At 64.9% G+C, this 7,131-nt stretch carries 7 protein-coding genes; 4 read left to right on the top strand and 3 right to left on the bottom strand.

The window, feature by feature from the left end; genetic code table 11:
* The 4 genes from HUK84_RS08000 to HUK84_RS07985 all read left to right on the top strand — a co-directional run.
* On the top strand, positions 1–694 hold a 694-nt coding region (locus HUK84_RS08000), incomplete at its 5' end, for an HAD family hydrolase (RefSeq protein ID WP_176639821.1).
* On the top strand, positions 691–1,140 hold the full coding sequence (gene hemJ, locus HUK84_RS07995; RefSeq protein ID WP_176639820.1) for a protoporphyrinogen oxidase HemJ: 450 nt from the start codon (positions 691–693) through the stop codon (positions 1,138–1,140). The genes HUK84_RS08000 and hemJ, both read left to right, overlap by 4 nt.
* 65 nt (positions 1,141–1,205) lie before the next feature.
* Positions 1,206–2,084 (top strand): aldose 1-epimerase family protein, encoded by an 879-nt coding sequence (locus tag HUK84_RS07990; protein ID WP_176639819.1) that lies wholly within the window; start codon positions 1,206–1,208, stop codon positions 2,082–2,084.
* 155 nt (positions 2,085–2,239) lie between these two features.
* Positions 2,240–2,917 carry an SOS response-associated peptidase gene (locus HUK84_RS07985; protein ID WP_176639818.1) on the top strand — a complete coding sequence of 226 codons (678 nt, stop codon included), beginning with the start codon at positions 2,240–2,242 and terminating at the stop codon, positions 2,915–2,917.
* 126 nt (positions 2,918–3,043) lie between these two features.
* Here the strand turns inward: HUK84_RS07985 and HUK84_RS07980 are convergent, their stop codons facing one another.
* The 3 genes from HUK84_RS07980 to HUK84_RS07970 form a co-directional block, all read right to left on the bottom strand.
* Complete coding sequence (locus HUK84_RS07980) at positions 3,044–4,195, bottom strand: winged helix-turn-helix domain-containing protein (protein WP_176639817.1); 1,152 nt, start codon at positions 4,193–4,195, stop codon at positions 3,044–3,046.
* Between the two features lie 32 nt (positions 4,196–4,227).
* On the bottom strand, positions 4,228–5,025 hold the full coding sequence (locus HUK84_RS07975; protein WP_246285529.1) for a sulfotransferase family 2 domain-containing protein: 798 nt from the start codon (positions 5,023–5,025) through the stop codon (positions 4,228–4,230).
* A gap of 164 nt (positions 5,026–5,189) precedes the next feature.
* On the bottom strand, positions 5,190–6,677 hold the full coding sequence (locus HUK84_RS07970; RefSeq protein WP_176639816.1) for a carbohydrate porin: 1,488 nt from the start codon (positions 6,675–6,677) through the stop codon (positions 5,190–5,192).
* Positions 6,678–7,131 lie beyond the last annotated feature (454 nt).

The raw sequence follows: 7,131 nt of genomic DNA, 5'->3' as shown, positions 1-7,131 counted from the left end.
CCGCGCGGTCCGTCCGGACGGGCGCCTGCGCCTGGTGATCTTCGATTGCGACGGCGTGCTGGTCGACAGCGAAGGCCCGTCCTGCCGCGTCGTCGCCCAGGAACTGCGCCGGATCGGGCTGCATTACGACGACGACGCGGCGGTGCATCGCTTCGCCGGCCGCGCCCTGACCCTGATCAAGACCGAAGCCGAGGCCGAAACCGGCCGTGCGCTGCCCGACGACTGGGTCGCCATGGTGCAGGACCGTCTGGTCGAACTGATGCGCGCCGAAGCCCGCGCGATCGACGGCGCCCATGGGATGCTGACCGCCGTCGTCGGGCTCGATCTTCCGGTGCGGGTCGGCTCCAATTCCTCGATCGCCGAAATGGACGTGAAATTCGCCCGCACCGGCCTGGACCGTTTCGTCGCCGACCGCATCCATTCGGCGCGCGACATGGGCTGCCCCAAGCCCGATCCCGGGGTCTATCTGCACGCCGCCGAAACCGAGGGCGTCGCCCCCGACGAATGCCTCGTGCTCGAGGACAGCGATACCGGCGCCCTTGCCGCGCGGGCGGCCGGCATGGCCTGCGTGCTGCTGCGCCCGCTCCACCTGCCGGCACCCGAATGGCCGGGCCTGTATCGGATCGCGCATTTGTCGGAATTCGCGCCGCTGCTGGAAGCCATCCTGGCGGAACAGGGCGGCAATACGCCATGATCGCCGGCCTGCTGCCCTATCTGGCCTGGCTCAAGGCCCTGCACGTCATGGCCCTGATCGCCTGGATGGCCGGGCTGTTCTACCTGCCGCGCCTCTTCGTCTATCACTGCCAGGCCGTACCGGGCTCGGGCGAGAGCGAGCGCTTCAAAGTAATGGAACGTAAACTTTTGCGGCAGATCATGAATCCCGCAATGATCTGTACGTTCCTCTTCGGCGTTCTGCTGGCGTTGACCCCCGGCACGGTCGACTGGCATGCCGGCTGGTGGTACCTCAAGATCGCGGCGGTGCTCGGCCTGGCCGGCTTTCACGGTGCCTGCGCCGCCTGGCGCCGCGCCTTCGCCGAGGACCGCAATGTCCGGTCCGAACGATTCTACCGCGCGGCGAACGAAATCCCGACCCTACTGATGATGGTCGTCGTCATCATGGTGATCGTCCGTCCGTTCTGAAAAAACACCCTGTTCATATCGCCGGGCGCCGGGCCCGTCGAAAGGGTGCAAGTGGAGAGGCTGCAATGACCGACAACGCTCCCGCCCACCATGTTTTCGGCGCCAACGGACTCCAGTCCCGCGTCGCGGCCGCCGGGGCCGAGCTGCAATCCCTTCAGGACCCGTCGGGCTTTGACCGGGTCTGGTCGGGTGCCGCCTGGCCCCGTCACTCGCCGGTGCTTTTCCCTATCGTCGGCACCCTGAAGGACGACACCGCCCTGATCGACGGCCGGCCCTATCGCCTGACCCGGCATGGTTTCGCCCGCGACCGCGTCTTCCATTGGGTCGACCGCCGCGCGGACGGCTGCACCCTGTCGATCTCCGACGATGCCGACAGCCGCGCGATCTTTCCCTTTCGCTTCGTCCTGACGATGGATTACCAGATCACCGGCCAGACGCTGCATGTCGGATACCGGGTGCACAACCCCGATCCGGACCATGTCCTGCTGGCCGCGCTCGGCGCCCATCCGGCCTTCTCCTGGCCCCAGCGCCCCGGCGCTGCCAGGCAGGATTACGTGCTGGAATTCGAACATCCCGAACCCGCCCCGATCCGCCGGATCGCCGATGGCCTGCTGCTGCCCACGCATTTTCCCACGCCGATCGCCGGCCGGACCCTGGCCCTGTCCGATGATCTGTTCATCGACGACGTCGTCATCCTCGACCAGCTCACCAGCACCCGCGTCGCGTTCCGTGCTCCCGATGGCACGGGAATGGCCATGGCGTGGCAGGGATTTCGCGAACTTGGCCTGTGGATGAAGCCCGGCGCAGGGTTCCTGTGCATCGAACCCTGGCGCGGTCTGCCCAGCCCCGTCGATTTCTCGGGCGAATTTTCGGAAAAACCGGGAATCCTCCACATTCCGCCGCTCCAGGACTGGACGGCGTCCTGGTCCGTGGCGCTGCTGTGATGCGGGGGCGGGGGGATTCGTTCTTTTTTGAAAAAAAGAACCAAAAAACTTTTGGAATTTTTGGGCATTTTGCCGAGCAGATGGGAAATCCCTTAACGAATAAAAGTCTTTTTGCTTCTTTTTCTTCAGAAAAAGAAGAGAACCCCCGCTAGAGAATGTGCCGCCGCTTCTCCAACGCGCTGACCACCCAGGCCATGCGGCAGCATTTCGGCGTCACCGGCCCCGCGCCGGACTGGCTGCCCTCGTGGAACGTGGCCCCCGGCCAGCCTGCCCCGGTACTCTGCCGCGTGCCGTCCGGTTCCGGCGCGCGGCTTGATCTGATGTTGTGGGGGCTGGTGCCCCATTGGGCACGCGACATGACGCGGCAGGCGATCAACGCGCGCGCGGAAACGATTGCCACCTCGGGCATGTTTCGCGCCGCGTTCCGCGCCCGGCGCTGCCTGGTGCCCGCCACGGCCTGCTATCTCTGGCCCACCGGCCGCACGCCGCGCCTCGCGCGCTGCCCCTGGGCACTCACCACACCGGACCGCCAGCCGATGACCCTGGCCGCGATCTGGGACAATTGGGAATATCAGGGCGATATCCTGCATAGTTTCGCAATCATCACCACTGAATCCTACAGTTCGGTCCGCCCGGTCCAGGACCGCATGCCGGTGCTGATCGCCCCCGATGACCGGCGTGGATGGCTCTACGAAACACCTGACAATGCCACAAGATTTCTCATGCCATGCGATCCGGACAACGTCACTCTCTTCCCCGTCGGCCCGGCGGTGAACGATCCAACGCGCAACGGACCGCACCTGCTCGACCCGGCGCAATCTATCGATAAATAAATGGTTTCCAAAGGCACCGCCTTTGGCAGGGTGCGGGGCAGAGCCCCGAAAAAGAGACCGCAAAACGGTCAACTCTTCCACCCGCCGACAGACCACCAGATCATTTTTCGGAGTCGTTTCGATCCTTCAGGTTTCAAACTGGAATTGTTCGAAACGGTGCAGTGCGTCCTCGATCAGCCTGCTATGGGTGGCCTGCTGCGGTCCGATCCAGTTCCATTGCTGCACCTGAAGCATATTCCGTGCCCGGTCGGCCTTCAGGTCGATCGCTGCCACCACCCGGTCGCCGACCAGCACCGGCAGCGCGAAATAGCCGAATACCCGTTTCGTCCTCGGTAAATAGGCTTCGAACCGGTGCGTATAGCCGAACATCAGCTCCAGCCGCTTGCGCTGGATCACCAGCGGGTCGAACGGCGACAGGATATGAACCGTGTCCTCGCCTGCAAATTCCTCGACCCGGGCCGCCGCCAGCATGGCGGGACAGGCCCAGTGGCCGACCCGCTCGGCCCCCGCGACGGAAACCGGCACCAGCCGCCCGCGCGCCACGCGCCCTTCGATCCGCTCACGCAGACCGGCCTTGCGCGACGCGTCCAGGTGACAGGCCGAATCCAGGCTGACGATCCCCTGCGCCCGCAGCGCGCGGTCCAGCAGGTAATCCAGCTTCCGCGCCGCCGGAACCGGGCGCGGCGGGCTGTCCCAGCCGAAATGCCGCCCGATCAGTTCATAACGTTTCACCATCCCCTCGCGCGCGCTGATCGTCAGTTGCCCGCTCAGAAAGGCCAGTTGCAACGCCCGCTTCGACGGCTTGCGGCTTGCCCAGGCGTGGTCCTTCTCGACCAGCACGTCGTCCTCGATATCGCGGATCGACAGCGTGCCTTCCACGCGGATGCGACCCAGCAGCTTGCGCACCTCCTCGGGCGTCACGCTGTCGAACCAGCTTCCCGGCGCTGCCCGCCGCCGTCGCATGTCGTCGATGAAAAAGCGCAGATCCCGCGTGGGGACATAGGCCAGGGCATGCGTCCAATATTCGAAGACGCTCTTGTCCGTGCTCTGCGCCTGCTGCAGATGCGCCCGCCGGTACTCCGGAATGCGCGACCACAGGATGTGATGATGACATCGTTCGATCACGTTGATCGTGTCGATCTGCACATAGCCCAGATGCTCGACCGCCCGCCGCGTCGCATCCGCCCCGCCGCCGAACGGCGCCGCCCGATCCAGTCCCTGCGCGCGCATCCAGATGCGCCGGGCCTCATGCCTGGTCAGTGAAATGGGGGCGGGCATGGTGCGGCTCCGGACGCGGCCCGGTGTCGCGGTCACCGGATGGTCAGATGATCGAACAGCGCGAAATCCCGATGATAGAACGCTTCGATCCGTGCCAGTTGCCGGCCGGTCAGGTTCAGCGCATAGGACCGGCTTTCGTTCAGGTGCGGCAGGCGCAGCGTGCTCAGTTCCGGCACCAGGTCCGGCAGGCGCCCGATATCGCGCAGATGGACCAGATAGCGCACGGCCGGCTGGCCGGACTTGTCCGTGACGTACCAGGATTGCGGCCGGAAGATGTGATCCATCTGATAGACCGACCGTGCCTGCTCGATATGGTCCAGCGCATCGTCGACCGAACGGAATGCCATATACCGGTCGCGAAAGGCCGGCACCACGCTGCGATGCCGGCTGCCCCCGTCCCGCGCATAGCGATAGGCCGAAATGAACCGCTCCACCGGATCGCGCAGAATGGCGACGCTGGGCAGCGTGTGGGCCAGATGCGGCACCACGTCCAGGTAATAGCGCATGGATTCATGCGACAGGGTGCGGCCATACAGCGCGGTCGCGATCGACGTCCCGGCATTCTTCGGCACATGGACAAACAATACGCCCCGCTGCGCGATCAGCGCCATCCGCTCATGGCGCTTGGTACCCAGCGGCAGCGTCAGGCCGATTTCCGACGTCCATTCATGCAGGTCGGGCGGCAGGTGAAACCCCAGCAGCCGCGTCAGGCGCTCGAACAGGGTCTTCGGCGGCACCGCATCCGGCGTCCGGCGTGGCGTATAGGCGTCGCGCGCGGCCAGAACGCTTTTCTGCGGCAGGGTCATCGGGCTTTCTCCGGTCATCATCATCGGCGCGGCCAGACTCTACCAGAAGAAGCGGCCAAAACATGGCCGATCCCGATCACGTTACACTCTGCAATCTTCCCGGTTACAGTCGAAACGCCGGCGAAAGGCCCGAGATATATGAAATCTTCTGCCGGCCGGCCTCCGATCTCCCGCTTTTGGGCCGCGCCTTACAGAAACTCGACGTGGCTCTTGAACCCCAGCAGCGCGGCATCGCGCAGATTGCCCTGTGCGTTGGGACGGAAATAATATTCGAACAAAGGGGTGAAGATGACGCCGCGCATGACGTGGATGGCGTAATTCGCCTCCAGCACCATGGCATGGCGCTGCACCCCCGTCGCATGGTTCGGCAGCGCGGCCCCCTGGCGCAACAGATCTTCCTCGGTCATCGTCACGCCGTTGGCGATCTTGGTATAGGTCAGCGCGACGCCCAGCGTGTCGAACGGTCGCGACCGGATGAAGCCGCGATTCAGCAACCCGGTATAGGCCACATATTCGCGCAGCGATGTATGCGGGTCGTTATAGACCACGCCCCACAGCGCCGTCAGTCCGGATGCCGGGTCGGCATAATGGACCAGCCGCTGGTCGAACATCGCCCAGCTCGACCATGACGCGGCATGCTGGCGCGGCCTGGCACGCGTCAGCGCATAGGGGCGCCCGGCGATGTCGAAGAGATTGTCGTTCTGCGGCGTGCTGAACAGCGAACCGCCCAGCTTGTAATGCCCCGGCAGCGTGCCATGGGCGAAGACCGGCTCCCACCCCATTTCGACGGGCGCGGTATAGCCGATAATGTTCGCGCCGTTGAACTTGAAACCCGTCCGGTGCTGCGCCACCGAATAGATCCCGTTCTCGATCGGATAGACGCCCGTCTGCGCATAGATCGTGTGCGTAGGCCGCCCGCGCACGCGAAAGCCCCAGGTCGACGCCGGATAGCCCGCCGCATAATTCGTGTCGGTAATGCCCTTGGGACGTCCGCAGAAACTGCCGTTCTGGAAATTGCAGAACAGCGGGCTTGCCGCGAAATCCGAAATTTCCGCCATGCGCCCCGCCGCGATCGCCAGCCGCCCGCCGAACAGCGTCTCCTCGCCATAGGCATAGACCAGGTGGACGACCACGTTGCCGCCGCCGCCATAATCCTCGGACGCGTGGTTCAGCCAGTCGCCGAACATGCGGTTGGCCGTGGTGCCGTAGCGGCCGACCGTGATCATGTGGGTGGCGAAACCGCGCAGGCCGGCCAGCCTGTTCCAGTCGATGTCCAGCTCGGCGGCATATTGCCCGGCATTGCTCGCACCCTGCCGGTAATTGACGAACCCTTTGGTCGTCCCGCGCGTCGGCGGCGTGATCGCGCCCGCGAACTCGTTGGTGTTGTCCAACAGGACATTGACGCCCCGATCCCGCAGCCATTTCGTCAGCCCGAACGGGTTGGGAAATATTGCCTCGGGATGGGAAAAAGGCGGCACGACCGGCGCCAGCGACACATGGGCGGGCTCCGGCGTGCTGACACGCTGCATGGGCGCCGCACCGATGTCGTTGTCCATCACCTGGGCCGCCGCAGGGGCCGGATGGCCGGCCAGCAGCCCCAGAATCGCCGACAGGCAGGCAAGGCGAGCAGACGGCCGCGGTCGGCCAAAGGATCTGGTCCCAGGGGATCTGGTCATCGATGATGATGTCTCGGCGGCGATGGGGATGGAACGGGGGCACAAATATGTCGTAATATTTCCATTCGCGGAAAAATACGGGTCATTTTCCTATAACGTTTCGACTACGCGGTAAACAGTCCACCTCCGCGTCGTGTCTTTAATCCGATGAAGCGGCTTCACCCTCCCGTCCGCCCTACCGGATCGAAATCAGCAGCATGATCCACGATCCAAGCGCCAGGATGACGGTCCCGACGGCATCCCAAAAATGCGACGGCATCACCGGACGCGTCCTGATCGGCGCCTCAGATGTAAAGGCGCCGCCGCCACCATCCCGACGCCCGCGGGGTCACGCCTTCGCGCGGCGGGACCGGGGTCGAGGCCGGGGAGTGCGCAGGGTCCGATCCGTCGCCCTCGGTCCGGTTACGGCCCTGGTGCTTGGCACGGTACAGCGCGCGATCCGCCAGCGCCATCT

The sequence above is a fragment of the Nguyenibacter vanlangensis genome (genome assembly GCF_013376155.1).
Lineage (GTDB): Bacteria > Pseudomonadota > Alphaproteobacteria > Acetobacterales > Acetobacteraceae > Gluconacetobacter > Gluconacetobacter vanlangensis.
Note: the sequence above shows the minus strand (reverse complement) of the source record. Positions and strands in the feature narration are given on the sequence as shown.

Coding starts and splice junctions, on each gene's coding strand:
- hemJ (WP_176639820.1), top strand. CDS start 691: ATGATCGCCGGCCTGCTGCCCTATCTGGCCTGGCTCAAGGCCCTGCAC.
- HUK84_RS07990 (WP_176639819.1), top strand. CDS start 1,206: ATGACCGACAACGCTCCCGCCCACCATGTTTTCGGCGCCAACGGACTC.
- HUK84_RS07975 (WP_246285529.1), bottom strand. CDS start 5,025: ATGATGATGACCGGAGAAAGCCCGATGACCCTGCCGCAGAAAAGCGTT.
- HUK84_RS07970 (WP_176639816.1), bottom strand. CDS start 6,677: ATGACCAGATCCCCTGGGACCAGATCCTTTGGCCGACCGCGGCCGTCT.
- HUK84_RS07985 (WP_176639818.1), top strand. CDS start 2,240: ATGTGCCGCCGCTTCTCCAACGCGCTGACCACCCAGGCCATGCGGCAG.
- HUK84_RS07980 (WP_176639817.1), bottom strand. CDS start 4,195: ATGCCCGCCCCCATTTCACTGACCAGGCATGAGGCCCGGCGCATCTGG.